This window comes from Mycobacterium sp. NGS54 (assembly GCF_059812465.1).
Genome location: NZ_JCALCS010000001.1, coordinates 71,514 through 98,053 on the forward strand (window position 1 = coordinate 71,514; position 26,540 = coordinate 98,053).

The following is a 26,540-nucleotide window of genomic DNA, read 5'->3' on the forward strand; positions in this document are numbered from 1 at the left end:
GGCTGGCCCGAGTCATTGCGGGCTGTCCCGGCCCTTGCCAGACCGCCGAGCCGGACCCCTGAACATTTGAGGAGTTTGAACAATGGCCGCTGTGTGCGATATCTGCGGGAAAGGCCCCGGCTTCGGCAAGTCGGTGTCGCACTCCCACCGCCGCACCAGCCGCCGGTGGGACCCCAACGTTCAGACCGTGCACGTCGTGACCCGTCCGGGTGGCAACAAGAAGCGGCTGAACGTCTGCACGTCCTGCATCAAGGCCGGCAAGGTCGTCCGCGGCTAATCCCGCACGACGAGGACGGTCTTTCCCGCGCGCCTGCCGGGACGCTGACCGCTCTCGAACGCTTCGCGCCCCCTGTCGAGCGGGAAGGTCGCCGCGATTTCCACCTGCAGCCGGCCCGTGTCGACGAGGTCGGCTAGCTCGGCGAGCTGAACCCGATCGGGCGTCACGATAAAGAAGGTGGCGCTCACGCCGTAGTCGTCGGCCTTCCCCGCCGGCGGTGGTGCCGAGAGGGTGATCAGCCGTCCCCCCGGACGCAGCACTGCGAACGACCGGTCCAGCGTCTCGCCGCCGACGGTGTCGATGACGACGTCGTACGCGGGACCGTCGTCGTCGAACGCCTCGGTGCGCACATCGATGACCCGTTGCGCGCCGAAGCCGGCGACGAGCTCGCGCGCGTCGCTGCGGACGGTGGCGGTGACCCGCGCGCCGAGGATGGCGGCGAGCTGAACCGTCAACGCGCCGACCCCGCCCGCCCCGCCGTGCACCAGGACCTCTTCCCCCGGCCGGACGGCGGCATGGTCGACCAGGGCCTGCAGTGCGGTGAGCCCGGCGAGCGGCAGCGCGGCGGCGGCGACGTGCGACGCCGTCGACGGCTTGGCGGCCAGGTCGGCCGCCGGCACCGCGACATATTCGGCGGCAGCGCCGTCGCGGTCGAATTGGATCAGGCCGTACACCTCGTCGCCGGCAGCGAAAGCGGCCACGCCCGAACCGATTTCGGAGATCACGCCGGACACCTCGTGGGACGGGATCACCGGGGTCCGGTCGGCGCCGCCGCGGGTCCAGGTCTCCTCCCACGTCAGCTCGTCGAACGTGATGGCCGCCGCGTGCACCGCGATCAGCACTTCCCCGGGCGCCGGCACCGGGACGGGCGCGCGCTCGACGACCAACACCTCGGGGCCGCCCCGCCGATGTGCGCGCAGGGCGGTCATCTCGGTCACGGCAGCCGCCAATCGATCGGGTCGGCGCCCATCCCCGCCAGCAGCTCGTTGGCGCGGCTGAACGGGCGCGAGCCGAAAAAGCCGCGAGACGCCGACAGCGGCGACGGGTGCGGCGACTCGATCGCCACGCAATTGCCTTCGGCCAGCATGGGTTTCAGCGTCGACGCGTCGCGGCCCCACAGGATGGCCACCAGCGGCAGCGAGCGCTCGGCCAGCGCGCGTATCGCGCACTCGGTCACCGCCTCCCACCCCTTGCCCCGGTGCGACGCCGGGTTGTTGGGCCGCACGGTCAGCACCCTGTTCAGCAGCATCACGCCGCGCTGCGCCCAGGGCGTCAGGTCGCCGCACGCCGGCTGGGGGTGGCCCAGGTCGGCGGCGTACTCGTCGAAGATGTTGGCCAGGCTGCGGGGCAGCGGACGCACGTCGGGCGCCACCGAAAAACTCAGGCCCACGGCGTGCCCGGGCGTCGGATAGGGGTCCTGACCGACGATCAGCACCTTGACGTCGTCGAACGGATAGGTGAAGGCGCGCAACACGTTTGGCCCGGCCGGCAGGTACCGGCGACCCGCGGCGATCTCGGCCCGCAGAAACTCCCCCATCTGGGCGACCTGGTCGGTGACGGGCTTGAGCGCGGTGGCCCAGCCCGGTTCGACGAGCTCGCTCAGCGGGCGCGCGGTCATTGCAGCCCCTTGACGAGCAGCACCACCGTGTCGGCGCCGGCGCGCCGGTCCTTCGAGATCTCCCGATATTCCGGTGATTGCGCCCAACCGCGGAACGCGGCCTCGTCGGGAAATGACATCAGCACCAGCTTCTCGCGGTCCCAGTCGCCCTCGACGACCTCGGGCGACTCGTCGGCGGCGAGCAGCGTTCCGGGGTGATGACGGAAGACCTCCATGAACCTCGCCTGGTACCGGTCGTAGGCTGCCCGGTCGGTGAACCTGAGTTGGGCGATCGCGTAGACGGTCACCGCGTCACACTAATACGACTGCCAGCCCGCGTAACCGCTCCACTCCGAGCCGTCGACGAGCACGCGGGCCGGGCCGTCGAGCACGCGGCCGATCACACGCCAGCCGGCCGGCGCCGGGCCGGCGAAACAGGCCGCCAGGGCGTGGTCCTCACCGCCGGAGAGGACCCACGCCAATGGGTCGGCGCCGACGACGTGACCGGCGGCAGCAAGCGCATCGCGGTCCGCGCCCAGCGCCGCGGCGGACAAGTCGATGCCGACCCCGGACGCCTCGGCGACGTGCCGCAAGTCGGCGATCAGCCCGTCGGATACGTCGATCATCGCCTCCGCGCACGCGGCCGCGGCGACGGCGCCCTGGCCATAGGGCGGTTCCGGCACCAGGTGGCGGCGCCGCAGCTCGTCGAAACCCTCAATCCCGTTCTGCCACAGGGAATATCCGGCAGCGGAGCGGCCCAGTTCACCGGCGACGGCGATCACCGAGCCGGCCTTCGCCCCGGACCGCAGCACGGGGGCGCGGCCGTCGAGGTCACCCAGCACCGTCACCGACAGCACCCATTGCGGGCAGCTGACCAGGTCGCCGCCGGCGATGCCGGCGCCCATCCGCCCCGCCTCGTCCCACATCCCGTCGACCAGCGCGTCCACCTGCGCGGCCGGTGTGTCGCCGGGCGCCGCGAACCCGACGACGAAGGCCGTGGCCCGCCCGCCCATCGCCTCGATGTCGGCGGCGTTCTGCGCGATCGCCTTGCGGCCGACGTCGTGGGGCGTCGACCAATCCAGCCGAAAGTGCCGGTCCTGCACCAGCACATCGGTCGAGACCAGGGTGCGGCCGTCGCCCGCCGACACCAGCGCCGCGTCGTCCCCGGGCCCGACCAGTACCGCGTCGGGTTGCCGACGGCCGCGCACCGCCCGATCGATGACGGCGAACTCGCCGAGCCGCGCCAGCGTGGGGGACTCCCCCGATGTGTCGTCGCGCACGCCACCTCCTCCGGCCCTCTGCGGTCGCCCCGACCTGCGGTAAGTTGGGTCTCTGCCCGATCGCGCCAGTGTAAGAGAAGGAGGTGCGCGGGCGGTGAACGCCGAACCCGATACCCGTTCCGCAACCGACGCCGGACCACCGCGTGCCGTGATGATCGCGGCGATCGCGCTGGCCGTCGTGGCGATCGGGGTGATCCTGGGCATCGCGGCGACCCGCCAGACGCCGCCTCAGCCGGTTACGGTCGCGGCCTTCCCGGCGCCGCAGGCGACCAGCGCCGCCTGCCGGGCGCTGGCCGACGCGCTGCCGCAGCGGCTCGGCGATTACCAGCGCGCGCAGCTGGCGCAGCCGGCGCCCGACGGCGCGGCGGCCTGGCGGACCTCGCCCGACAGCCAGCCGGTGGTGTTGCGCTGCGGGCTCGACCGCCCCGCCGAGTTCGTGGTGGGGTCCCCGATTCAGATCGTCGATCGGGTGCAGTGGTTCGAGGTGGCCGCCGGCCAGCAATCCGCGGGCGAGGCCGGCAGGGCCACGTGGTACACGGTCGACCGGCCGGTGTACGTGGCGCTCACGCTGCCCGCGGGATCGGGACCGACGCCCATCCAGCAGCTCTCCGACGCGATCGACCACACCATCGCGGCCGTGCCGATCGACCCGGCACCCGCACGGTCCTAGGCCGATAGTGGCGACCCGCCGCGCCCGGCTACGCCGCGCTTGCGATCGCCACTAGCGCAGGCCCACGCCCCGCGCCAGGGCCGTCTCCACCATGATCGCGAGCAGGGCGGGATAGTCGACTCCGCTGGCCGCCCACATCCTCGGATACATCGAGGTGGTCGTGAAGCCCGGCATCGTGTTGATTTCGTTGATGATTGGCCCGTTGTCGGTGAGGAAAAAGTCGACCCGGGCCAGGCCCTGGCAGTCGATGGCCTTGAACGCCCGGATCGCCAATTGGCGCACCGCGTCGGCGATGTCGTCCTCGACCTTCGCGGGCACGTCCAATTCGGCCGCGTCCTCGAGGTATTTCGTCGCGAAGTCGTAGAACGAGTCCTCGCGGCCCCGCACCCCGGCCACCCGGATCTCGCCCACGGTGCTGGCTTGCACTGTGCCGTCGGGCATTTCGAGGACGCCGCACTCCAGCTCGCGACCGTTGATCGCCGCCTCGACGATCACCTTCGGATCGTGCCGACGGGCGTTGGCGACCGCGGCGGGCAGCTCGTCCCAGCTCGCGGCCCGGCCCACGCCGATCGAGGAGCCGCCGCGCGCGGGCTTCACGAACACCGGCAGGCCCAGGCGCTCGCGCTCGCCGAGGCTCAGCTCCGCCAGCGGCGGGCGCAGCACCGTGTGCGGACCGACCGGAAGTCCCTCGGCGGCAAGGAGCTTCTTCATGAACTCCTTGTCCATGCCCGCGGCGCTGGCCAGCACCCCGGCGCCCACGTAGGGCACGCCGGCGAGCTCCAGCAGCCCCTGGATCGTGCCGTCCTCGCCGTAGGGGCCGTGCAGCACCGGGAACACCACGTCGACGGACGTCAAAACTTCACCGGCCCCTGGCGACAGCGAGACCAGCTCGCCGCCGCGCCGGGGATCCGCCGGCAGGGCCAGCTCGGTGCCCGATTCGGCGGTCACCTCGGGCAACTGCCGATCGGTGATCGCCAGGGCATCCGGGTCGCCCTCGGTGAGCACCCACGAACCCTGCGGGGTGATGCCGATCGGGATCACCTCGAAACGCCGGGGGTCGAGGTTGCGCAGAATGCTGCCCGCCGACACGCACGAGATGGCGTGCTCGTTGCTGCGACCGCCGAAGACGACGGCGACGCGCACGCGCTGGCTGGCATTCACAACCTGGAGAGGCTACCGGTTGAGGGGCCCCGGGGTCGGGCACCGGACCGCCAGCTGGGCTTTCGCTAGCCGGAGCGCCTCATTCGGGCTTGGTGCTGCGGCCCAGCAGCAACGCCATCGCCTCGTCCACCGACAGCCCCTTGTGGCAGACCCGGTGCACGGCCTCGGTCAGGGGCATCTCGACGTCGTAGCTGGCCGCCAGCGCGAGCACGGCCTCGCACGACGTCACGCCCTCGACCACGTGTCCCTCCCCCGCCTGCGTGGCCGACTCCATGGTCCCGCCGCGGCCCAGGCATTCGCCGAACGACCGGTTGCGCGAATGCGGCGAGGTGCAGGTGGCCACCAGGTCTCCGACGCCGGCCAGCCCGGCCAGCGTCGCCCCCTTGGCGCCGAGGGCTATGCCCAACCGCATGATCTCCGCGAGGCCCCGCGTGATGATCGCCGCGGCCGTGTTTTCGCCGAGCCCGACGCCGGCCGCCATTCCGCAGGCGAGCGCGATGACGTTCTTGCAAGCCCCGCCGACCTCGGTGCCGACCACGTCGCTATTGGTATAAGGACGGAAGTAGCCGCTGTTCAGCATGCGCTGCACGGCAACCGCGCGGCCGGAGTCGCTGCACGCGACGACCGTGGCGGTGGGCTGGCACTGCGCGATCTCACTGGCCAGGTTCGGCCCCGAGATCACCGCGACCTGAGTCGGGTCCACGCCGGTCACCGAGATGATCACCTGGCTCATCCGCATGAGCGTGCCCAGTTCGATGCCCTTGGCGAGGCTGACGAGGGTGGCGCCGTCGGCCACCAAGGGCGCCCACCGCTCGAGGTTGCCGCGCATCGTCTGCGCCGGCACCCCCAGCAGCACCGTCGTCGCGCCGGCCAGCGCCTCGCTCGCGTCGGCGGTGGCACGGATGCCCGGCGGCAACAGCGTGCCGGGCAGATAGGCGGGGTTGTAACGAGTGGCGTTGATCTGGTCGGCGACGTCGGAGCGCCGCGCCCACAGCGCGACTTCTACTTCCGGCCCTCCCGCGTCGGCCAGCACCTTGGCCAGCGCCGTCCCCCAGGCACCGGCACCCATCACCGCGACGGCGCCCTCCGAACCGGCAACCGTGCTGGCCATGTGATCCCCAATCTGTGACGCGACGGTGTTCCGTCACGCTACCGCGACGCCGGGCCGCACCGATCGCGCTGGCAGGATGGCGGGATGAGCGGCACACGGGCCGACGGGGCGGACGACGGCGCGGGTGACGTCGCGTTGATCATCGCCGTCAAGCGGCTGGCCGCCGCCAAGACCCGCCTGGCCCCGGTCTTCTCGGCGCCCACGCGGGAGAAGGTGGTGCTGGCCATGTTGGTCGACACCCTGACCGCCGCGTCGGGCGTCGAGGCGCTGGGCTCGATCACAGTCGTCACGCCCGACGACGCCGCGGCGGCCGCGGCGGCCGAGCTCGGCGCCGGCGTGCTGGCCGACCCGACACCCGATGGCGACCGCGACCCACTGAACAGCGCGATCGCCGCCGCCGAACGAGCGGTAGCCGCGGCATTCACCAATATCGTTGTGCTGCAAGGCGATTTGCCCGCGCTGCAAACCCAGGAGTTGGCCGAGGCCATTACCGCCGCCCGCCAGCACCGGCGCAGCTTCGTCGCCGACCGGCTGGCCACGGGAACCGCCGCGCTCTGCGCGTTCGGCGCCCCGCTGGATCCGCAGTTCGGCCCGGATTCGTGCGCGCGGCACCGGCATTCGGGCGCGATCGAGCTCACCGGCGCCTGGCCCGGCCTGCGATGCGACGTCGACACCCCCGCGGACCTGGCGGCCGCGCGTCGCCTCGGGGTGGGGACGGCGACCGCCCGGGCCATCAAATAGCACGAGCGCAGCACTAACCGAACCGCGCAACAGCAAACTTGTACAGCTGATGAACGGCGCGCCAACTGCGAATGGATGTCCGCCGAGCGCTAGCAGCACCAGCGGGTGATGAGCGATGATCGCAGGGTGACCGAAACCGAAGCCGAGGCGCGGCCCGACGAGACCACATGGCATTCAGGCGAGGCCAACGTGGCGGCCCCACCCGCGGCCACCCCCGCCGCGATCTCCGACGAGCTGCCCGAGGACCGTTACCTCAACCGGGAACTGAGCTGGTTGGACTTCAACGCGCGCGTGCTGGCGCTCGCCGCCGACAACTCGCTGCCGCTGCTGGAGCGCGCGAAGTTCCTGGCGATCTTCGCGTCCAACCTCGACGAGTTCTACATGGTGCGGGTGGCCGGCCTCAAGCGCCGCGACGAGATGGGCCTGTCCGTCCGGTCGGCCGACGGCCTGACCCCGCGCGAGCAACTGGCCCGCATCGGCGAGCAGACCCAGCGAATCGCCACCCGGCACGCGCGGGTGTTTCTCGATTCGGTGCGACCGGCGCTGGCCGAGGAGGGCATCCACATCGTCACGTGGGCGGATCTCGATCAGGCGGAGCGCGACGAATTGTCGACCTATTTCACCGAACAAGTCTTTCCCGTCCTGACCCCGCTGGCGGTCGATCCCGCTCACCCGTTCCCGTTCGTCAGCGGGTTGAGCCTGAACCTGGCGGTCATGGTGCGCCAGCCCGAGGACGGTGGCCAGCACTTCGCCCGGGTCAAGGTGCCCAACAACGTCGATCGCTTCGTCGAGCTCGACGCCCGCGGTGTTTCCGACGACGGCCCGGGAATCGTCCGCTATCTACCGATGGAAGAACTGATCGCGGCCTTCCTGCCCGAGCTGTTCCCGGGTATGGAAATCGTTGAGCATCACGCCTTCCGCATCACCCGCAACGCGGACTACGAGGTTGAAGAGGACCGCGACGAGGATCTGCTGCAGGCGCTGGAACGGGAGCTCGCACGCCGGCGGTTCGGTTCGCCGGTGCGGCTCGAGATCGCCGACGACATGACCGAAAGCATGCTGGAACTGCTGCTGCGCGAACTCGACGTGCATCCCGGTGACGTCATCGAAGTGCCCGGCCTCCTCGACCTTTCGTCGTTGTGGCAGATCTACGGGATCGAGCGGCCCGCGCTCAAGGATCCGACATTCGTTCCGGACACCCACCCCGCCTTCGCCGACCGCGAAACACCGCGCAGCATCTTCGCGACGCTGCGCGAAGGCGATGTGCTGCTTCATCATCCGTACGACTCGTTCTCGACCAGCGTGCAGCGCTTCATCGAGCAGGCCGCCGCCGACCCCAACGTGCTGGCGATCAAGCAGACGTTGTACCGCACCTCTGGTGATTCACCGATCGTCCGGGCGCTGATCTCCGCGGCCGAGGCCGGAAAGCAAGTGGTGGCCATGGTGGAGATCAAGGCGCGCTTCGACGAGCAGGCCAACATCCGCTGGGCGCGCGCACTTGAGCAGGCGGGCGTGCACGTCGTCTACGGGTACGTCGGGCTGAAGACACACTGCAAGACCTGCCTCGTGGTGCGCCGCGAGGGTTCGGCGATCCGTCGGTACTGCCACATCGGGACCGGCAATTACAACGGGAAGACGGCGCGGCTGTACGAGGACGTCGGTCTGCTCACGGCGTCCCCCGAAATCGGCGCCGATCTGACCGATTTGTTCAATTCGCTTACCGGCTACTCGCGCAAGGTTTCGTATCGCAATCTCTTGGTCGCCCCGCACGGTATTCGCACGGGCATCATCGAACGCGTCGAGCGCGAGATCGCCGCCCACCGCGAACACGGGGGCGGCCGGATCCGGATGAAGATGAACGCTCTGGTCGACGAGCAGGTGATCGACGCGTTGTATCGCGCGTCGCGGGCCGGTGTGCGGGTCGAGGTGGTGGTCCGCGGTATCTGCGCGCTGCGCCCGGGCGCGGAGGGCTTCTCGGAGAACATCTCGGTCCGTTCGATCCTCGGCCGCTTCCTGGAGCACTCGCGGATCATGCATTTCAACCGCATCAACGAGTTCTGGATCGGCAGCGCCGACATGATGCACCGCAACCTCGACCGGCGGGTCGAGGCGCTGGTTCAGGTCAAGGATCCGCGGCTCACCGCATATCTGGACGACTTGTTCACCTCCGCGCTGGACCCGTCGACCCGGTGCTGGGAACTAGGTCCCGACGGGCAGTGGACCGCGTCGCCCCAGGAGGGTCAGACCGTGCGCGACCATCAGGTATGGCTGATGGAGCGGCACCGCAGCCCCTGACGCCGTGTGGTAGCTTCCAGGTCGCATCCACGACCGCGAGCGAATTGACCTGCAGGAGTTTAGGTGTCGAACCAGACCTCATCGGCGGGTCGGCGGTCGGGAAGCCGGATCGTGTACGCCGGGGGCGCGGTGCTGTGGCGGACCGGCGGCGACGATCCGGCGGGCGCCAGCCTCGAGGTCGCGGTGATCCACCGCCCCCGTTACGACGACTGGTCGCTGCCGAAGGGCAAGGTGGATCCCGGCGAGACGGCCCCCGTGGCGGCGGTCCGCGAGGTGTTCGAGGAGACGGGCCACCGCGCCATCCTCGGCCGGCGGCTCGACATGGTGAGCTATCCGATCGAGCAGGGCGTCAAGAAGGTCTACTACTGGGCGGCGCGCGACACCGGCGGCGAATTCACGCCGGGACGCGAGGTCGACGAGTTGGTGTGGCTGCCGGTCGCCGCGGCGAAGGACAGACTCACCTACCCGCACGATCGAAAGATGTTGCGCCACTTCGCGAAACAGCCCGAAGACACGCGAACCGTGCTGGTGGTCCGGCACGGCACCGCCGGCCGGAAATCCCGTTTCAAAGGCGACGACACCAAGCGCCCGCTCGACAAGCGGGGACGCGCGCAGGCGGAGGCACTGGTTCCCCAGCTGCTGGCTTTCGGCGCCACCGAGGTGTACGCCGCGGACCGGCTCCGCTGTCACCAGACCGTCGAACCGCTCGCCGAGGAACTCGGTGTGACGATCCACAACGAGCCCGCCCTCACCGAGGAGTCATACGCAAAGAGTCCCAAGCGGGCCCGCCACCGGATGCTGCGCATCGCCGAGGAGGCGGCCGGCACTCCCGTGATTTGCACGCAGGGCAAGGTGATTCCGGACCTCATCGCCTGGTGGTGCGAACGCGACGGGGTGCGCGCCGATAAGTCGCGCAACCACAAGGGCAGTACGTGGGTGCTGTCGCTGTCAGGCGGCCGTCTGGTGGCGGCCGACCACATCGGTGGTGCGCTGGCCGCGAACGTGCGGGCCTGACACACAAATACCCTCCGGGTGGCATTGCGCCACCCCGAAGGGTATTCGCGTGTGGAACTTCCTACCGGCGACCGCGCCGAGCGGCGGCCTTCTTGGCAGGAGCCTTCCGGGCCGGAGCCTTGCTCGCCGCCTTCTTCGCCGGGGCCCTCTTCACCGCGGCCTTCTTGGCCGGAGCCTTCTTAACCGCGGCCTTCTTGGCGGGAGCCTTCTTCACGACCTTCTTGGCCGGAGCCTTGGTCGCGACCTTCTTGGCCGGGGCCTTCTTAACGGCGGCCTTCTTGGCCGGGGCCTTCTTGGCCGCAGCCTTCTTGGCCGGAGCCTTGCTCGCCGCCTTCTTCGCCGGAGCCTTCTTCGCCGCCTTCTTGGCTGCGCCGGCTGCTACCACACCACGTTTCACTGCAGGTCCTTCCGCCGGGAGGCGCTGTGCGCCAGACACAACCGCTTTGAATTGAGCACCGGGCCGGAACGCTGGGACCGATGTCGGCTTTACCTTTACCGTCTCGCCCGTGCGCGGATTGCGGGCCACCCGCGCCGCGCGCCGGCGCTGTTCGAAGACACCGAACCCGGTAATGGTCACACTGTCGCCCTTGTGCACCGCGCGCACAATGGTGTCGACAACATTCTCGACGGCGGCGGTTGCCTGCCGACGGTCCGAGCCCAATTTCTGTGTGAGCACATCTATGAGCTCTGCTTTGTTCATCCAAACCCTCCGAAGCCAGTGGTCCCATTTTTGGGAACCGACTTCGAACACGGTAAACCCTCACCCAGCAAATTTCCAAGAGCCACGCGCAATTTCAGGACCGAACGAACGAATTTTTCGCAATCCGGTTGCCGCCCTTGACCGGTGGCGCGGGGGCAAATTAAGACGGGCTACCTAAACCGTCGGTGGCGAAATCACCCTCCCGATCGACCCGTCAGGAGGCGGACAGAGTGCGCGGTTTCCAGTCCGGACGCGCCGCCTCGAAGGCCTCGATCTTGTCGAGTTTCCGCAGCGTAAGGCCTATATCGTCGAGACCCTCGAGCAATCGCCAAGCGGTGTGGTCGTCAATCTTGAACGGCAGCACCGTCGTTCCGGCGGTGATATTTCGATCTTGAAGATTGGCAGTGATTTCCAAGCCCGGGCTGCCCTCGATGAGCTTCCAAAGCAGTTCCACGCCGTCTTGAGAAACTTCCGCCGCCAGCAGGCCCGCCTTGCCGGCGTTGCCCCGAAAAATGTCACCGAATCGAGACGAGATGACCACCCGGAACCCGTAGTCCATGAGGGCCCACACCGCATGCTCGCGCGACGAGCCGGTGCCGAAATCGGGTCCGGCCACCAGAACCGAGCCGCGGTCAAAGGGGCTGAGATTGAGCACGAATGACGGATCGGAACGCCACGTGGCGAACAAGCCGTCCTCGAAACCGGTTCGGGTTACCCGCTTCAAGAACACCGCCGGAATGATCTGGTCGGTGTCGACATTGGACCGCCGCAGGGGCACACCGATGCCCGTGTGGGTGCGAAAGGCTTCCATTTCGTCCTCGATTCAAAATCAGTTGGAGTTCAAGTCGGCCGGCGCGGACAGCGTGCCCCGCACCGCCGTCGCCGCGGCGACCGCCGGGGATACCAGGTGGGTGCGGCCGCCTTTGCCCTGCCGCCCTTCGAAGTTGCGGTTGGACGTCGCGGCGCACCGCTCCCCCGGGGACAGCTGATCGGGGTTCATGCCCAGGCACATCGAGCATCCCGCCTGGCGCCACTCGGCGCCCGCGGCGGTGAAAACCTCGCCCAGCCCTTCGGCTTCGGCCTGCGCGCGCACCCGCATGGAGCCCGGCACGACGAGCATCCGCACCCCCGGTGCGACCTTCCGTCCCCGCAACACGTCGGCCACCGCCCGCAGGTCTTCGATACGGCCGTTGGTACAAGAGCCGACGAACACGGCGTCGACGCCGATCTCGCGCATCGGCGTGCCGGGTCGAAGGTCCATGTACGCCAAGGCTTTCTCGGCGGCCTGCCGCTCGGCGTCATCGGCCATCAGTTCGGGGTCAGGCACCGCCGCGCCCAGGGGGACCCCCTGTCCGGGGTTGGTGCCCCACGTGACGAACGGGCTCAACGAGGCCGCGTCGAGGTAGACCTCGGTGTCGAAGACGGCGCCGGCGTCGGTGCGCAGCTGCCGCCAGTAGGCCACCGCGGCGTCCCACTGCGCGCCGGTCGGCGCGTGCGGGCGGCCACGCAAGAACTCATACGTGGTCTCGTCCGGCGCCACCATGCCCGCCCTGGCTCCCGCTTCGATGCTCATGTTGCAGACCGTCATCCGGCCTTCCATCGACAGCGATTCGATGGCGCTGCCCCGGTATTCGATGACGTGACCCTGCCCCCCGCCGGTGCCGATCTTCGCGATCAGCGCGAGGATGATGTCCTTGGCGGTCACGCCGGCGGGCGACTGCCCGTCGACATTGACCGCCATCGTCTTGAACGGCCGCAGCGGCAGCGTCTGGGTGGCCAGCACGTGCTCCACCTCCGAGGTGCCAATCCCCATGGCCAGCGCCCCAAATGCGCCGTGCGTGGACGTGTGACTATCGCCACACACGATCGTCATCCCCGGTTGGGTGAGGCCCAACTGCGGCCCGACGACGTGCACGATGCCCTGTTCGATGTCGCCCATCGGATAGAGCCGGACGCCGAATTCCGCGCAGTTGCGCCGCAACGTCTCGACCTGGGTGCGCGACACCGGGTCGGCGATCGGCTTGTCGATGTCGACGGTGGGCACGTTGTGGTCCTCGGTGGCCAGCGTCAGGTCGGGGCGCCGCACTCCGCGGCCGGCCAGGCGCAGGCCGTCGAACGCCTGCGGGCTGGTCACCTCGTGCACCAAATGCAGGTCGATGTAGATCAGGTCGGGGGCCCCGGCCCGTTCGGAACCGCCCCCGGGCGCCACAACATGGTCGTCCCAAACCTTTTCGGCCAGGGTGCGCGGCTTGGCTTCGGATCCCATATCGAATTAGCCCCTATCCGGTCTTTCGGCTGGTCATCTCAGAATGCGAGACGCTAGTATCTCCTTGTGAGACAGCATAGCGGCATCGGCGTCCTCGACAAAGCGGTGGGCGTGCTGCATACGATCGCGGAATCCCCGTGCGGCCTGGCCGAACTCTGCGAGCGGACCGGGTTGCCGAGGGCCACCGCCTACCGGCTGGCGGCCGCCCTGGAAGTTCATCGGCTGCTGGCGCGCGACGACGAAGGGCGTTGGCGGCTCGGTCCGGCGGTCACCGAACTCGCCGCCCGCGTCAACGATCCGCTGCTGGCCGCCAGCGCGGCGGTGCTGCCCGGCCTGCGCGAGACCACCGGCGAAAGCGTCCAGTTGTATCGCCGCGAGGGCACCTCACGGGTCTGCGTGGCCGCCCTGGAACCGGCTGCGGGTCTTCGCGATACGGTCCCGGTCGGCGCGCGCCTGCCGATGACGGCGGGGTCGGGGGCCAAGGTGCTGCTCGCCTACGCCGATGCCGCCACTCAGAAGGCCGTGCTGCCGACGGCGAAATTCACCGACCGGACGCTGGCCGAAGTGCGCCGGCGCGGTTGGGCGCAAAGCGTGGCCGAGCGCGAGCCCGGGGTGGCGAGCGTGTCGGCGCCGGTGCGCGACGGCCGCGGTGCCGTCGTCGCCGCGATTTCGGTGTCCGGACCCGTCGATCGCATCGGGCGCCGCCCGGGGGCCCGTTGGGCCGCCGATCTGCTGTCCGCCGCGGAGGCCCTCGCCCGCCGGCTCTAGATAGCGCGGCGAGTGTGACGTCAGGGCGCAGATTGTGCGTACCGGGCGCCCTGCACGCACACCGAAAAGCGACCTGACAAACTGACGGCCATGGGAACCAATCAGCGCGCGAGCATCGTCATGTCGGAGGACGAGATCGCCGATTTCGTCGTCAAGAGCCGCACCGGAACGCTCGCCACCGTCGGCCCCGACGGCCAACCGCACCTGACCGCAATGTGGTACGCCGTCGTCGACGGCGAGGTGTGGCTCGAGACCAAGGCCAAGTCGCAAAAGGCGGTGAACCTCACCCGCGACCCGCGGGTGAGCTTTCTGATCGAGGACGGCGACACCTACGACACACTGCGCGGGGTGTCGTTCGAGGGCGTCGCGGAGATCGTCGACGATCCCGACGTCGCGCACCGGGTGGGCGTCAGCGTGTTCGAGCGCTATACCGGCCCCTACACCGACGACATGAAGCCCTTCGTCGAGCAGATGATGAACAAGCGGGTGTGCGTGCGCATCGTGGCGAGCCGCGCGCGTTCGTGGGATCACCGCAAGCTGGGCTTGCCGGCCATGCCGGTGGGCGGATCGACAGCCCCGGCGGTACTGCGGACCGGCCAGTAGTTGTTTGTAGCCCCGATGGGATTCGAACCCACGCTACCGCCGTGAGAGGGCGGCGTCCTAGGCCGCTAGACGACGGGGCCTGAACCGATCCGAGCTGCCAGCATAGCTCACCGGAGAAGGGCGACCTAATCGCAAGCCGTGCCGCGATTTTGCTGGGGTACCAGGACTCGAACCTAGAATGGCTGAACCAGAATCAGCTGTGTTGCCAATTACACCATACCCCATTGGCTGCCTAAAACCGCTGGTCACAACGGTTCTGCGGTTTCCCGCGCCGCCATGGCCGGCCGTCGTCGGCCTTTGTCAAACCGCTGTGCAGACTACCAAAAAGTTAGACCGCCCCGTCGCGCGCGGCCCGCAACCGCGCCAGGCTGCGCTCGCGGCCCAGCAGCTCGAGCGATTCGAACAGCGGCGGGCTGATCGTTGTTCCGGTCGCGGCGACGCGGATCGGGCCGAACGCCTTGCGCGGTTTGAGGGCCAGCCCGTCGATGAGCGCGGACTTGAGCGCGCCCTCGATGCGCTCCGTTGTCCAGTCCGTCACACCGTCCAGCGCGGCCAGCGCGGCCTCCAAGACCGCCATGCCGTCCGGGCCGAGCTCCTTGGCGGCGGCCCTCTCCTCGATCGCGTATTCGTCGTCGTTGAGGAACTTCAGCAGCTCCCACGCGTCGCTCAGCACCACGATGCGCGTCTGCACCAGCTCGGCGGCCTCGGCGAATCCGGCGTCATCCAGCCCGGTGTCGTGGCCGTGCGCGTCGAAGTAGTCGCGCAGCCGGGCGGTGAAGTCGGCGGCGTCCAGCATCCGGATGTGCTCGGCGTTGAGCGCGTCCGCCTTCTTCTGGTCGAATCGGGCCGGGTTGGAATTGACGTCGACGACGTCGAAGGCGGCCACCATTTCGTCGAGGCTGAACAAGTCGTGGTCGTCGGCGATCGCCCAGCCCAGCAGCGCAAGGTAATTCAGCAGACCCTCGGGGATGAAGCCGCGGTCGCGGTGGGCGAACAGGTTCGACTGCGGGTCGCGCTTGGACAGCTTCTTGGTTCCCTCGCCCAACACGGTTGGCAGGTGCGCGAATTGCGGTGTGCGCTCCGCCACACCAATCCGCATCAGCGCCCGATACAGCGCCAGCTGGCGCGGGGTCGACGGCAGCAGGTCCTCGCCCCGCAGCACGTGGGTGATCTTCATCAGCGCGTCGTCGACCGGGTTGACCAAGGTGTACAACGGATCTCCGCTCGCGCGGGTCAGCGCGAAATCGGGCACGCTGCCCGCCGCGAAGGTGGTCGTGCCGCGCACCAGGTCGTCCCACGCGAGGTCGTCGTCGGGCATCCGCAACCGCACCACCGGCTGCCGGCCTTCCGCCAGGAACGCCGCGCGCTGCGAATCGGTCAGCTGCCGGTCGAAGTTGTCGTAGCCCAGCTTGGGGTTGCGGCCCGCGGCGATGTGCCGCGCCTCGACCTCTTCCGGCGTCGAGAAGGCGTAGTAGGCCTCGCCGGCCTCGAGCAGCTGCGCCACCACGTCGCGGTAGATCTCGCCGCGCTGCGACTGCCGGTACGGCCCATAGGGTCCGCCGACCTCCGGCCCCTCGTCCCAATCCAGGCCGAGCCAGCGCAGCGCGTCGAGCAGGGCCAGATAGCTTTCCTCGGTGTCGCGCGCCGCGTCGGTGTCCTCGATGCGAAAGACGAAGGTGCCGCCGGTGTGTCGGGCGTAGGCCCAGTTGAACAGCGCGGTGCGCACCATCCCGACGTGCGGGGTGCCGGTGGGCGACGGGCAGAACCGGACTCGGACGGTCACGACTTTCCTTTTCGGACAACTGGATTGACGAGGCTGCCGATGCCCTCGATGGTGATGGATACCGTGTCGCCGTCCTCGATCGGTCCGACGCCGGCCGGCGTGCCGGTCAGGATGAGATCGCCGGGCAGCAGCGTCATCACGGCCGAGATCCACTCGATGATGGCGCCGACGTCGTGGATCATCAGCGAGGTGCGGCTGTGTTGCTTCACTTCGCCGTTGACCTCGGTGCGCAGTTCGAGATCCGCCGGGTCGACATCGGTGACGATCCAGGGCCCGACGGGGCAGAAGCTGTCGTGGCCCTTGGCGCGGGTCCATTGGCCGTCGGCCTTTTGTTGATCGCGCGCCGACACGTCGTTGGCGATGGTGTAGCCGAGGATGTTCTCGGCGGCCCGGGCGGCCGAAACGTCCTTGCAGGGCCGGCCGATGACCGCCGCCAACTCGCCCTCGAAGTGCACCGGTGATGCGTTGGCGGGCAGTCGAATCGGCACGTTGGGCCCGATGATCGCGGTGTTGGGCTTGAGGAATATCACCGGGTCCGCCGGGGCCGGGCCGGTTTCGAAGCCGCCCATTTCCGCGATGTGGTCGGCGTAGTTCTTGCCGACGCAGACCACCTTGCCGGCCAGCATCGGCGCCAGCAGCCGGACGTCGGCCAGCGGCCACGACCGGCCGGTGAACGTCGGGGTGCCGAACGGGTGCTCGGCGATCTCGCGGGCGATCATCGCGGCGGGATCGTCGAGTTCGCCCTCGATGCTGACGAAGGCGACACCGTCCGGGCTGGCGATTCGACCGAGGCGCATTCGCCCGAGCCTAGTGATGGTCGCGAGCGGCTCCCGCAACCGGTGCCGTGCTTGTGCAAGCATGGACGGATGCCCGAGGGGCGCCCTGCCGTCGTCGGCGCCGGCAAGCGGTGGTCGATCATGATCGTGTCGCTGTTCGTGACGACCAGTTCTTTCCTATTCATCAACGGCGTCGCCTTCCTGATCCCGTCGCTGGAGGCCACGCGCGGCACCCCGCTGGCCGAGGCCGGCTTGCTGTCGTCGATGCCGAGCTGGGGCATGGTGGTCACGCTGATCGCGTGGGGCTATGTGCTCGATCGCGTCGGCGAGCGGCTGGTGCTGACTTTGGGCTCGGGGCTCACCGCGGCGGCCGCCTACGCCGCGGCGTCGGTGCACTCGATGGTGTGGGTCGGCGTCTACCTGTTCCTCGGGGGCATGGCGGCCGCGAGTTGCAACACCGCCGGCGGCCGGCTGGTGTCCGCGTGGTTTCCCCCGCAGCAGCGCGGCCTCGCGATGGGGATCCGGCAGACCGCGCAGCCGTTGGGGATCGCGGCGGGCGCACTGGTCATGCCCGAGCTGGCCGAGCACGGCGTGCACGCGGGGCTGATGTTTCCCGCGCTGGCGTGCACGGCGGCCGCGGTGGCCAGCGCCCTCGGCATCGTCAACCCGGTGCGCAAGCCCCGGGAGACGGCGACCAAGGAGGAGCTGGCCAGCCCCTATCGCGCGTCACCGGTGCTGTGGCGGATCCACGCCGTCGCGGGCCTGCTGATGATGCCGCAAACGGTGACCGTGACGTTCATGCTGGTCTGGCTGATGAACCACCACCACTGGTCGGTCGCCGCGGCCGGCGGCCTGGTCACCCTGTCGCAGCTGCTCGGCGCGGTGGGCCGCGTCGCGGTGGGCCGCTGGTCCGATCGCATCGGCTCGCGCATGCAACCGGTCGCCATCATCGCCGCCGCCGCCGCGCTGACCCTGTTCCTGCTGGCACTTTCGGACCATCTCGATTCGCGGTTCGACATCCCGCTGATGGTCACCATCTCGGTGTTGGCCGTGCTCGACAACGGGCTGGAGGCGACCGCCATCACCGAATTCGCCGGGCCGTTCTGGAGCGGGCGCGCCCTGGGCATCCAGAACACCACCCAGCGCGTGATGGCCGCCGTCGGCCCCCCGTTGTTCGGTGTGCTGATCGGCGCGGCCCGATACCCGTCGGCGTGGCTGCTGTGCGGGTTGTTCCCGCTGGCGGCGGTGCCGCTGGTGCCGGTGCGGCTGCTGCCGCCCGGCCTGGAAACTACAGCGCGGCTGCGATCCGTTCGCCGACTTCGGTGGTGGCGCGCCGTTCGCTCCCACGAGTCGCCAGATAGGTCTCGACGGCCCCGTCCACCCGGGCCGCCGCAGCGTCCTCGCCGAGATGGGAAAGCAGCAGCGCCACCGACATGATCGCCGCGGTCGGGTCCGCGACGCCCTGACCGGCGATGTCGGGGGCGCTGCCGTGCACCGGCTCGAACATCGAGGGGTTGGCCCGGGTGGCGTCGATATTTCCGCTGGCGGCCAAGCCAATTCCGCCGCACACCGCGGCGGACAGGTCGGTGATGATGTCGCCGAACAGGTTGTCGGTGACGATCACGTCGAACCGTCCGGGGTCGGTGACCATGAAGATGGTGGCGGCGTCGACGTGTTGGTAGGCGACCTCGACGTCGGGATATTCCGCGCCGACCTCGGCGACGATCCGCGTCCACAGCTTCCCGGCGAACGTCAGCACGTTGTTCTTGTGCACCAGCGTCAGGTGGTTGCGGCGCAGCCGGGCCCGCTCGAACGCGTAGCGCACCACGCGCCGCACCCCGAACGCGGTGTTCACGCTGACCTCGGTGGCCACCTCGTTGGGCGTTCCGGCGCGGATCGCGCCGCCGTTGCCCGTGTAGGGGCCCTCGGTGCCCTCGCGCACCACCACGAAGTCGATCTCGGGGTTTCCGGCGAGCGGACTGCTCACCCCCTTGTACAGCCGGCCCGGCCGCAGGTTGACGTGGTGGTCGAGCTCAAAGCGCAGGCGCAGCAACAGACCTCGCTCCAGGACGCCGCTGGGCACCGACGGGTCGCCGACCGCCCCGAGCAGGATGGCGTCGTGCTCGCGCAATTCGGCGAGCACCGAGTCCGGCAGCAGCTCGCCGGTGGCGTGGAAACGCCGGGCGCCCAGGTCGTAACTGGTCTTTTCGACGTTCGGCACGACCGCGTCGAGGACTTTGACGGCCTCGGTCACCACCTCGGGCCCGATCCCGTCGCCACCAATGAGCGCGAGCTTCACGACAGGTCGACCACTTCCAGCTTGTTGGCGCCCACGGCCGCCGAGATCGCCGCGCGCACGTCCTTGGGCACGTCCTGGTCCAGCCGCAGCAGCACCGTCGCGCCCGGGCCCTCCGCGTCCTCGGACAGCTGCGCCGCCTGGATGTTCACGCCGGCCGCGCCCAGCAGGGTGCCGATCTTGCCCAGCGCGCCGGGCTGGTCGGCGTAGTTGATCACCAGGTTGGTGCCTTGGGCGCGCAGGTCGAAGTTGCGGCCGTTGATCTGGACGATCTTCTCCACCAGCTGCGGCCCGGACAGCGTGCCCGCGACGTTCACGCAGGACCCGTCGTGCGCGACGGCCCGCACGTCGACGACGCTGCGGTGGTTGGGGCTTTCCGAAGCGGTGCTGATCTCGGCGGAAACGCCGCGCTCGGCGGCCAGCGCCGGCGCGTTGACGAACGTCACCGGCTCGTCGATGACCGCCGAGAAAAGGCCGCGCAGCGCCGAAAGCCGCAGCACCTCAACGTCTTCGGAGGCCAGCTCGCCGCGCACCTGCACCGACAGCGACACCGGCACCTCGCCGGACAGCGCGGCGGCCAGCAGGCCGAGCTTGCGCACCAGGTCCAGCCAGGGCGCCACCTCCTCGCTGACCACTCCCCCGCCGACGTTGACGGCGTCGGGAACGAACTCCCCAGCCAGCGCCAGCCGCACGCTCTCCGCGACGTCGGTGCCGGCCCGGTCCTGCGCCTCGGCGGTCGACGCCCCGAGATGCGGTGTCACCACCACCTGCGGCAGCTCGAAAAGCGGGCTGTCCGTGCACGGTTCGGTGGAGAAGACGTCGAGGCCGGCGGCGCGGACGTGGCCGCTGTTGATCGCGTCGGCCAGCGCCGCCTCGTCGACCAGGCCGCCGCGCGCGGCATTGACGATGATGACGCCGGGCTTGGTCTTGGCCAGCGCCTCCTTGTCGATCAGGCCCGCGGTCTCCGGGGTTTTCGGCAGGTGCACCGAGATGAAGTCGGCGCGGGCCAGCAGGTCGTCCAGGGAGAGCAGTTCGATGCCGAGCTGCGCGGCACGGGCCGGCGCCAGGTACGGGTCGTAGGCGACGACGTGGGTGCCGAAGGCCGCGATCCGTTGCGCGAACAACTGGCCGATCCGGCCCAGCCCGACGACACCGACGGTCTTGCCGAAGATTTCGGTGCCCGAGAACTTCGACCGTTTCCAGGTGTGCTCCCGCAGGGTGGCGTCGGCCGCCGCGATCTGGCGAGACGCCGCCAGCAGCAGCGCCATCGCGTGTTCGGCGGCGCTGTGGATGTTCGACGTGGGGGCGTTGACCACCAGCACACCGCGCGCGGTCGCGGCGTCCACGTCGACGTTGTCCAGACCGACCCCGGCGCGGGCGACGATCTTCAGCTTGGGGGCGGCCGCCAGCACCTCGGCGTCGACGGTGGTGGCCGAGCGCACCAGCAGCGCGTCCGCCTCGGGGACGGCGGCCAGCAGCTTGGGCCGGTCGGGGCCATCCACCCAGCGCACCTCGACCTGGTCCCCCAGCGCGGCGACGGTTGATTCGGCGAGTTTGTCGGCAATAAGTACAACAGGCAGATTCACCCGGACAGCCTATCGGCTGTAATTGACGGGTGGACGTCACCGTCATCGGCAGCGGACCCAACGGGCTGACCGCGGCGGTCATCTGCGCCCGCGCGGGGCTGAAAGTGCAGGTCATCGAGGCCCAGCCCACCTTCGGCGGCGGCGCCCGCACGGCGCCCGACCCAGATTCTCCGGGAGTCTTACACGACGTGTGCTCGGCGGTTCACCCGCTGGCGCTGGCGTCGCCGTTTTTCGCGGCGTTCGACCTGCCCGCGCGCGGCGTGCGACTGGCGGTCCCGGAGATCTCCTACGCGAACCCGCTGCCGGGCCGCCCGGCGGTGATCGCCTACCGGGATCTCGAGCGCACCTGCGCGGAACTGGAGCACGGCGCGTCCTGGCGGCGCCTGCTGGGCCCGTTCGTCGAGGATCCCGCCGGCGTGGTCGACTTCGTGTTGAGCGACAAGCGCTCCGTGCCCAGGCATCCCGTCACCGCCCTGCGAGTGGTGGTGCGGATGCTCGAACAGGGCACGCCGCTCTGGGGAATGCTGCGGGGCGAGGACGCCCGCGCTGCTCAGCGGCGTGGCTGTCCACGCGGTTGCGCCGATGCCGTCCGTAACCACCTCTGCGCTCGGCATGATGCTGGCAATCCTGGGCCACGCCGGCGGCTGGCCGGTCCCGGTCGGTGGCAGCCAGGCGATCGCAGACGCGCTGTTGCACGACTTCACCTCCCACGGTGGCGAATTGGTGCTCGGCGAGCCGGTCACAAGCCCCCCGCCAGGAGTGGTGATCTACGACACGCCGGCCAGGGCGTTGCTGGACATCTACCGCGATGCGCTGCCCCCGAGGTATGTAAAGTCGTTGCGACGCTTGCGAACCGGCGCCGGAGTGACCAAGGTCGACTTTGTGCTGTCCGACGAGATCCCGTGGACGGACGATCGCTTGCGCAGGACAGCGTCGTTCCATCTCGGCGGGACGCGTGGTCAGATGGCGTTTGGCGAAGCGGAGGTCGCGGCGGGGCGGCACGCCGAATGGCCGATGATCCTGGCGGCGACTCCGCATGTGGCGGACCCGAATCGAGTTGACGCACAAGGCCGTAGACCGTTCTGGACATACGTGCACGTGCCTCACGGCTCGCCGCGGGACCAGACCGAGACGGTGCTGGAGATCGTGGAGCGATCCGCGCCCGGGTTCCGCGATGTCGTGTCGGCTGTGCGGTGCGTGCCCGCCGTCCGATTGGCCGAGCACAACGCCAATCTGGTCGGCGGCGACATTACCGGCGGTGGCAACAGCGCCTGGCGGGCCCTGGCGGGGCCGACGCTGCGGTTGAATCCGTGGAGCACCCCGATCCCGAAGGCCTACCTGTGCTCGGCAGCGACCCCACCCAACGGCGGCGTGCACGGCATGTGCGGCTACTACGCCGCGCGCACGGTGCTACGCCGCGAGTTCGGCATCACCGAGATGCCTAAGCTGGCACCGTGACGAAACTCGCGATCATCTACTACTCGGCCACCGGTCACGGCACCGCGATGGCCAAGCGCGTCGCCACGACGGCCGAGTCGGCGGGCGCCGAAGTGCGCGTGCGGCACGTCGCCGAGACCAACGACCCGGAATCGTTCGCGCACAACCCGGCGTGGACCGCGAACTACCAAGCGACCAAGGACCTCCCCGCGGCCACCGGTGACGACATCGTGTGGGCCGACGCGGTGATCTTCGGCTCGCCGACCCGCTTCGGTTCCCCCGCAGCGCAATTGCGCGCGTTCCTGGACTCGCTGGGCGGACTGTGGGCAGAGGGCAAGCTCGCGGACAAGGTCTACGCGGCCTTCACGTCGTCCAACACGCTGCATGGCGGCCAGGAGACCACGCTCGTCGCGCTCTACTACACGCTGATGCATTTCGGCGGCATCATCGTGCCGCCGGGTTACACCGACCCGATCAAGTTCGTCGACGGCAACCCGTACGGGGTGAGCCTGGTGTCCACGCACGACAACATCGACGAATTCGACGAGGCCACGAACAATGCCCTCGACCATTTGGCCCGCCGGGTAGTTGCCGTCGCCGGGCGGCTCCGCGCGCCGAGCGTCACGCCAGAGTGACCACCGTCGTCGAGCGCCACTCTGGTGTGACGCTCGACGCGGAAGCTATGCCGTCTCGGTGATCGGGCGGTCGACCCAGCTCATCAGGTCGCGCAGCTTCTTGCCGGTGACCTCGATGGGGTGCTCGGCGTTCTCCTTGCGCAACTGCTCGAGCTGCTTGTTGCCGCCCTCGATGTTGGCCACGAGCTTCTTGACGAAGGTACCGTCCTGAATCTCGCGCAGGATGTCGCGCATCCGGTCCCGGGTGCCGGCGTCGATGACGCGCGGGCCGGACAGGTATCCGCCGAACTCCGCGGTGTCGGACACCGAGTAGTTCATCCGGGCGATGCCGCCCTCATACATCAGGTCGACGATCAGCTTGAGCTCGTGCAGCACCTCGAAGTAGGCCATCTCCGGCGGATAGCCCGCCTCGACCATCACGTCGAAGCCGGCTTTCACCAATTCCTCTGTGCCGCCGCACAACACGGCCTGCTCACCGAACAGGTCGGTCTCGGTCTCGTCCTTGAAGGTCGTCTTGATGACGCCGGCCCGGGTGCCGCCGATGGCCTTGGCGTACGACAGGGCCAGCGCCTCGCCCTGACCGGTCGGGTCCTGGTCGACGGCGATCAGGCACGGCACGCCCTTGCCGTCGACGAACTGGCGGCGCACCAGATGGCCGGGCCCCTTGGGGGCGACCATCGCGACGGTGACGTCGGCGGGCGGCTTGATCAGGTCGAAGTGGATGTTGAGCCCGTGACCGAAAAACAAAGCGTCGCCGGCCTTCAGGTTGGGCTCGATGTCGTTCTTGAAGATGTCGGCCTGAGCGGTGTCGGGGGCCAGCAGCATGATGACGTCTGCCCACTTGGCGACCTCGGCCGGGGTGTCGACGTCCAGGCCCTGCTCGGAAACCTTGGCCCGGGACTTCGACCCCTCCTTGAGCCCGACGCGCACCTGCACGCCCGAGTCGCGCAGGCTCAGCGAGTGCGCGTGCCCCTGGCTGCCGTATCCGATGACGCCGACCTTGCGGCCCTGGACGATCGTCAGGTCTGCGTCGTCGTCGTAGAACATCTCTAGTGCCACGGTGAACTTTCTCCTTGTTTGCTATTTGGCTGTGCCGATACCGCGCGGACCGCGGGATAGCGACACCATTCCGGATTGAGCGATTTCGCGGATGCCGAACGGCTCCAGCACGCGCAGGAACGCCTCGATCTTGCCGCGGTCACCGGTCGCCTCGATGGTCAGCGATTCCGGTGACACGTCAATCACCTTGGCGCGGAACAGGTTCACCGCCTCGATGACCTGGCTGCGGGTGCCGGCGTCGGCCCGCACCTTGATCAGCGACAACTCCCGGGACACCGAGTTGTCGTCGTCCTGCTCGATGATCTTGATCACGTTGATCAGCTTGTTGAGCTGCTTGGTGATCTGCTCGAGCGGGGTCTCCTCGGCGGAGACCACGATGGTCATCCGCGACATGTCCTTCTGCTCGGTGGCGCCGACGGCCAGCGACTCGATGTTGAAACCGCGCCGCGAGAACAGCGCGGCCACACGGGCGAGCACACCGGGTTTGTCCTCCACCAGCACCGAGAGCGTGTGCGTGTGCATCAGGCGTGCCCTTCGCTTTCGTCGTCGAACAGCGGGCGGATCCCGCGGGCGGCCTGGATCTCGTCGTTGCTGGTGCCGGCGGCAACCATCGGCCACACTTGCGCGTCGGCGCCGACGATGAAGTCGATCACCACCGGGCGGTCGTTGATCGCCCGCGCCTGGTTGATCACGTCGACGACGTCTTCCTCACGCTCGCAACGCAATCCGACGCAGCCCAGCGCCTCGGCCAGCTTCACGAAGTCCGGGATCCGGTGCGAGTGCGTGGCCAGGTCGGTCTGCGAGTAGCGCTCCTGATAGAACAGCGTCTGCCACTGGCGCACCATGCCCAGGTTGCCGTTGTTGATCAGCGCCACCTTGATCGGCGCGCCCTCGATCGCGCAGGTGGCCAGCTCCTGGTTGGTCATCTGGAAACACCCGTCGCCGTCGATGGCCCAGACCTCCGCGTCCGGGCGGGCGAGCTTGGCGCCCATGGCCGCCGGGATGGCGAAGCCCATGGTGCCCAGCCCGCCGGAATTGAGCCAGGTGCGCGGCTTTTCGTAGGAGATGAACTGCGCGGCCCACATCTGGTGCTGGCCGACGCCGGCGACGTACACCGCGTCGGGGCCGGCGATCTCGCCCAGCTTCTCGATCACGTATTCCGGGCTCAGGCTGCCGTCGCTCTGCGGTCCGTAGCTCAGCGGGTAGGTCGACTGGACGCTGCGCAGGTAGGCCCACCAGTCGGTCATCTCGATGTTGCCGGGGATGTCGTGGTGCGCCAGCATCGCGATGAGGTCGGTGATGACGGCCTTCACGTCGCCGACGATCGGCACGTCGGCGTGGCGGTTCTTGCCGATCTCGGCCGGGTCGATGTCGGCGTGGATGACCTTCGCCTCGGGAGCGAAGGAGTCGAGCTTGCCGGTCACCCGGTCGTCGAAGCGGGTGCCCAGCGCGATCAGCAGGTCGCTGCGCTGCAGCGCCGCCACCGCTGCCACGGTGCCGTGCATGCCGGGCATGCCCAGGTTCTGCGGGTGGCTGTCCGGGAACGCGCCGCGCGCCATCAGCGTGGTGACCAGCGGGATACCGGTCAGCTCCGCCAACTCGCGCAGCTGCTCGGTCGCCTCGCCGCGGATGACGCCGCCGCCCACGTACAGCACCGGTTTGCGCGCGGCCGCGATCAGCTTGGCGGCCTCGCGAACCTGCCGGTTGTGCGGCTTGGTGTTCGGCTTGTAGCCGGGCAGATCCATCCGCGGCGGCCAGCTGAACGTGCACTGACCCTGCAGCACGTCCTTGGGGATGTCGACCAGCACCGCGCCCGGACGTCCCGAGCGGGCGATGTGGAAGGCCTCGGCCAGCACCCGGGGAATGTCGTCGCCGGAGCGGACCAGGAAATTGTGCTTGGTGATCGGCATCGTGATGCCCGAGATGTCGGCCTCCTGGAAGGCGTCGGTGCCGATCAACCCGCGCCCGACCTGCCCGGTGATGGCGACGACGGGGATCGAGTCCATCTGCGCGTCGGCCAGCGGGGTGACCAGGTTGGTGGCGCCGGGACCCGAGGTCGCCATCATCACACCGACCTTGCCGGTGGCGTGCGCGTAGCCGCTGGCGGCGTGGCCGGCGCCCTGCTCGTGGCGAACCAGCACGTGCCGCAGCTTTTTCGAGTCGAACAGCGGGTCGTAGACCGGCAGCACGGCGCCGCCGGGAATCCCGAAGATGACCTCGACGTCGAGTTCCTCCAGCGACCGGATCACCGACTGTGCACCGGTAAGTTGCTCCGGGGCAACGCGTTTCGGTTGTGCGGCGGGGGTTTTCGCGGCGGGTTTCACGGCGTCGGTGGCGACGCTGGCCGCATCCTGCGCCTGCGTGGCGGGTGGCCTGGTGGGAGCGCTCACTGTCCTTGGGTCCTATTCACTCTTGAAAGTTTCGTTGCTGCGCAAGAAAAAACCCCCGTCAGCTCATCGGCTGAACGAGGGTTGCGCGTTGGTGC

24 protein-coding genes, 2 tRNA genes and 2 pseudogenes are annotated in these 26,540 nt (G+C 69.2%); 10 read left to right on the plus strand and 18 right to left on the minus strand.

The window, feature by feature from the left end:
• Positions 1 to 82: 82 nt before the first annotated feature.
• The gene (gene rpmB / locus AC5Y5E_RS00310; RefSeq protein WP_066930307.1) at positions 83 to 277 is read left to right on the plus strand and encodes a 50S ribosomal protein L28; all 195 of its coding nucleotides are present in this window, start codon (positions 83 to 85) and stop codon (positions 275 to 277) included.
• Here the strand turns inward: rpmB and AC5Y5E_RS00315 are convergent.
• From AC5Y5E_RS00315 to AC5Y5E_RS00330, 4 genes are read right to left on the minus strand one after another with little or no spacing between them, the layout of a single operon-like run.
• Positions 274 to 1,206, minus strand: a complete 933-nt coding sequence (locus tag AC5Y5E_RS00315; protein ID WP_499901811.1) for an NADP-dependent oxidoreductase — start codon at positions 1,204 to 1,206, stop codon at positions 274 to 276. The genes rpmB and AC5Y5E_RS00315 overlap by 4 nt on opposite strands.
• Before the next feature lie 5 nt (positions 1,207 to 1,211).
• Positions 1,212 to 1,895, minus strand: a complete 684-nt coding sequence (locus AC5Y5E_RS00320; RefSeq protein WP_499901040.1) for a uracil-DNA glycosylase — start codon at positions 1,893 to 1,895, stop codon at positions 1,212 to 1,214.
• Complete coding sequence (locus tag AC5Y5E_RS00325) at positions 1,892 to 2,182, minus strand: DUF1330 domain-containing protein (RefSeq protein ID WP_499901041.1); 291 nt, start codon at positions 2,180 to 2,182, stop codon at positions 1,892 to 1,894. Before AC5Y5E_RS00325 ends, AC5Y5E_RS00320 begins: the two co-directional genes overlap by 4 nt.
• A 9-nt stretch (positions 2,183 to 2,191) precedes the next feature.
• Positions 2,192 to 3,154, minus strand: a complete 963-nt coding sequence (locus AC5Y5E_RS00330; protein WP_499901042.1) for a thiamine-phosphate kinase — start codon at positions 3,152 to 3,154, stop codon at positions 2,192 to 2,194.
• 151 nt (positions 3,155 to 3,305) lie between these two features.
• On the opposite strand from AC5Y5E_RS00330, the gene AC5Y5E_RS00335 reads away from it, so the two are divergent.
• Entirely contained in the window at positions 3,306 to 3,824 is a 519-nt protein-coding gene (locus AC5Y5E_RS00335) for a DUF3515 domain-containing protein (RefSeq protein ID WP_499901812.1), read from the plus strand.
• A 51-nt stretch (positions 3,825 to 3,875) separates the two neighbouring features.
• Here AC5Y5E_RS00335 and AC5Y5E_RS00340 read toward each other — a convergent pair whose 3' ends face one another.
• Positions 3,876 to 4,985 (minus strand): D-alanine--D-alanine ligase family protein, encoded by a 1,110-nt coding sequence (locus AC5Y5E_RS00340; protein ID WP_499901043.1) that lies wholly within the window; start codon positions 4,983 to 4,985, stop codon positions 3,876 to 3,878.
• 79 nt (positions 4,986 to 5,064) lie between these two features.
• Positions 5,065 to 6,096 carry an NAD(P)H-dependent glycerol-3-phosphate dehydrogenase gene (locus tag AC5Y5E_RS00345; protein ID WP_499901044.1) on the minus strand — a complete coding sequence of 344 codons (1,032 nt, stop codon included), beginning with the start codon at positions 6,094 to 6,096 and terminating at the stop codon, positions 5,065 to 5,067.
• An 84-nt stretch (positions 6,097 to 6,180) separates the two neighbouring features.
• Between AC5Y5E_RS00345 and cofC the strand changes: the two genes are divergently transcribed.
• From cofC to mutT1, 3 genes are all read left to right on the plus strand, one after another.
• The gene (gene cofC / locus AC5Y5E_RS00350) at positions 6,181 to 6,837 is read left to right on the plus strand and encodes a 2-phospho-L-lactate guanylyltransferase (protein ID WP_499901045.1); all 657 of its coding nucleotides are present in this window, start codon (positions 6,181 to 6,183) and stop codon (positions 6,835 to 6,837) included.
• Between the two features lie 105 nt (positions 6,838 to 6,942).
• Complete coding sequence (locus AC5Y5E_RS00355; protein WP_499901046.1) at positions 6,943 to 9,132, plus strand: RNA degradosome polyphosphate kinase; 2,190 nt, start codon at positions 6,943 to 6,945, stop codon at positions 9,130 to 9,132.
• A 63-nt stretch (positions 9,133 to 9,195) separates the two neighbouring features.
• Positions 9,196 to 10,146 (plus strand): 8-oxo-(d)GTP phosphatase MutT1, encoded by a 951-nt coding sequence (mutT1, locus tag AC5Y5E_RS00360; RefSeq protein WP_499901047.1) that lies wholly within the window; start codon positions 9,196 to 9,198, stop codon positions 10,144 to 10,146.
• 61 nt (positions 10,147 to 10,207) lie between these two features.
• Here mutT1 and AC5Y5E_RS00365 read toward each other — a convergent pair whose 3' ends face one another.
• From AC5Y5E_RS00365 to leuC, 3 genes are all read right to left on the minus strand, one after another.
• Entirely contained in the window at positions 10,208 to 10,846 is a 639-nt protein-coding gene (locus tag AC5Y5E_RS00365; RefSeq protein WP_499901048.1) for an HU family DNA-binding protein, read from the minus strand.
• Positions 10,847 to 11,060: 214 nt separating this feature from the next.
• Entirely contained in the window at positions 11,061 to 11,657 is a 597-nt protein-coding gene (gene leuD / locus AC5Y5E_RS00370; RefSeq protein WP_499901049.1) for a 3-isopropylmalate dehydratase small subunit, read from the minus strand.
• 18 nt (positions 11,658 to 11,675) lie between these two features.
• A complete protein-coding gene (gene leuC, locus AC5Y5E_RS00375) occupies positions 11,676 to 13,112 on the minus strand; it encodes a 3-isopropylmalate dehydratase large subunit (RefSeq protein ID WP_499901050.1) in 1,437 nt (478 codons plus the stop codon).
• 66 nt (positions 13,113 to 13,178) lie between these two features.
• On the opposite strand from leuC, the gene AC5Y5E_RS00380 reads away from it, so the two are divergent.
• Together AC5Y5E_RS00380 and AC5Y5E_RS00385 are read left to right on the plus strand one after the other, a co-directional pair.
• Positions 13,179 to 13,880, plus strand: coding sequence for an IclR family transcriptional regulator (locus tag AC5Y5E_RS00380; RefSeq protein ID WP_499901051.1), 702 nt, complete (start codon positions 13,179 to 13,181; stop codon positions 13,878 to 13,880).
• 90 nt (positions 13,881 to 13,970) lie between these two features.
• A complete protein-coding gene (locus tag AC5Y5E_RS00385; protein ID WP_499901052.1) occupies positions 13,971 to 14,483 on the plus strand; it encodes a pyridoxamine 5'-phosphate oxidase family protein in 513 nt (170 codons plus the stop codon).
• A gap of 7 nt (positions 14,484 to 14,490) precedes the next feature.
• Here the strand turns inward: AC5Y5E_RS00385 and AC5Y5E_RS00390 are convergent.
• From AC5Y5E_RS00390 to AC5Y5E_RS00405, 4 genes are all read right to left on the minus strand, one after another.
• A tRNA-Glu gene (locus tag AC5Y5E_RS00390) sits at positions 14,491 to 14,563 on the minus strand.
• 72 nt (positions 14,564 to 14,635) lie between these two features.
• Positions 14,636 to 14,707: transfer RNA gene (locus tag AC5Y5E_RS00395), tRNA-Gln, on the minus strand.
• A gap of 104 nt (positions 14,708 to 14,811) precedes the next feature.
• Entirely contained in the window at positions 14,812 to 16,266 is a 1,455-nt protein-coding gene (gltX, locus tag AC5Y5E_RS00400) for a glutamate--tRNA ligase (RefSeq protein ID WP_499901053.1), read from the minus strand.
• The gene (locus tag AC5Y5E_RS00405) at positions 16,263 to 17,063 is read right to left on the minus strand and encodes a fumarylacetoacetate hydrolase family protein (protein WP_499901054.1); all 801 of its coding nucleotides are present in this window, start codon (positions 17,061 to 17,063) and stop codon (positions 16,263 to 16,265) included. Before AC5Y5E_RS00405 ends, gltX begins: the two co-directional genes overlap by 4 nt.
• 120 nt (positions 17,064 to 17,183) lie before the next feature.
• Between AC5Y5E_RS00405 and AC5Y5E_RS00410 the strand changes: the two are divergent.
• Positions 17,184 to 18,197, plus strand: a pseudogene (locus AC5Y5E_RS00410) (MFS transporter); the annotation flags it as partial.
• A 133-nt stretch (positions 18,198 to 18,330) separates the two neighbouring features.
• Here AC5Y5E_RS00410 and AC5Y5E_RS00415 read toward each other — a convergent pair.
• Both AC5Y5E_RS00415 and serA read right to left on the minus strand, forming a co-directional pair.
• The gene (locus AC5Y5E_RS00415; RefSeq protein ID WP_499901055.1) at positions 18,331 to 19,341 is read right to left on the minus strand and encodes a 3-isopropylmalate dehydrogenase; all 1,011 of its coding nucleotides are present in this window, start codon (positions 19,339 to 19,341) and stop codon (positions 18,331 to 18,333) included.
• A complete protein-coding gene (serA, locus tag AC5Y5E_RS00420) occupies positions 19,338 to 20,924 on the minus strand; it encodes a phosphoglycerate dehydrogenase (RefSeq protein ID WP_499879953.1) in 1,587 nt (528 codons plus the stop codon). Before serA ends, AC5Y5E_RS00415 begins: the two co-directional genes overlap by 4 nt.
• Positions 20,925 to 20,953: 29 nt before the next feature.
• Between serA and AC5Y5E_RS00425 the strand changes: the two are divergent.
• Positions 20,954 to 22,382 (plus strand): annotated as a pseudogene (locus AC5Y5E_RS00425) (phytoene desaturase family protein).
• A complete protein-coding gene (wrbA, locus tag AC5Y5E_RS00430; RefSeq protein WP_499901056.1) occupies positions 22,379 to 22,996 on the plus strand; it encodes an NAD(P)H:quinone oxidoreductase in 618 nt (205 codons plus the stop codon). The pseudogene AC5Y5E_RS00425 and the gene wrbA overlap by 4 nt, the downstream one beginning before the upstream one ends.
• Before the next feature lie 45 nt (positions 22,997 to 23,041).
• Here the strand turns inward: wrbA and ilvC are convergent, their stop codons facing one another.
• The 3 genes from ilvC to AC5Y5E_RS00445 are packed head-to-tail and all read right to left on the minus strand — an operon-like array spanning position 23,042 to position 26,445.
• Entirely contained in the window at positions 23,042 to 24,043 is a 1,002-nt protein-coding gene (gene ilvC / locus AC5Y5E_RS00435) for a ketol-acid reductoisomerase (protein ID WP_499901813.1), read from the minus strand.
• Positions 24,044 to 24,076: 33 nt separating this feature from the next.
• Positions 24,077 to 24,577 carry an acetolactate synthase small subunit gene (gene ilvN / locus AC5Y5E_RS00440; RefSeq protein WP_067009364.1) on the minus strand — a complete coding sequence of 167 codons (501 nt, stop codon included), beginning with the start codon at positions 24,575 to 24,577 and terminating at the stop codon, positions 24,077 to 24,079.
• On the minus strand, positions 24,577 to 26,445 hold the full coding sequence (locus tag AC5Y5E_RS00445) for an acetolactate synthase large subunit (RefSeq protein ID WP_499901057.1): 1,869 nt from the start codon (positions 26,443 to 26,445) through the stop codon (positions 24,577 to 24,579). Before AC5Y5E_RS00445 ends, ilvN begins: the two co-directional genes overlap by 1 nt.
• Positions 26,446 to 26,540: the final 95 nt, after the last annotated feature.